The sequence below is a fragment of the Pseudomonas sp. 2822-17 genome (assembly GCF_002742485.1).
GTDB lineage: Bacteria > Pseudomonadota > Gammaproteobacteria > Pseudomonadales > Pseudomonadaceae > Aquipseudomonas > Aquipseudomonas cyclaminis.
In genome coordinates this window covers 1-233 of record NZ_LJRZ01000947.1, presented here as the reverse complement: position 1 = coordinate 233, position 233 = coordinate 1, and the positions used below count along the sequence as shown (strand labels likewise).

Below are 233 nucleotides of genomic sequence, written 5' to 3'. Positions count from 1 at the left end.
CGCGACGCATTAAAACCATTAGATAAAGCAAAGATGAAAAATGAAAATATTATAAAGCACCTTACAGACGGACATCTTGAAGATATAAAACATCTATGGCCATCAAGACTGATTACTATTCAAAATACTGATGGAAAGTCTGATAACTCATTAATCATGATCTCATTAATTGAAGCAATTAAACTAGCAAACCCTTTAAAATCATTTCAATTCATTATCAATCACAGATTAGA

Annotated in this window: 1 protein-coding gene; it reads left to right on the top strand. The window is 30.0% G+C overall.

Translation table 11 applies throughout. The annotated features are described in order from the left end of the window. On the top strand, positions 1 to 233 hold a 233-nt coding region (locus tag AOA60_RS33705), incomplete at both ends, for a hypothetical protein (protein ID WP_218241010.1).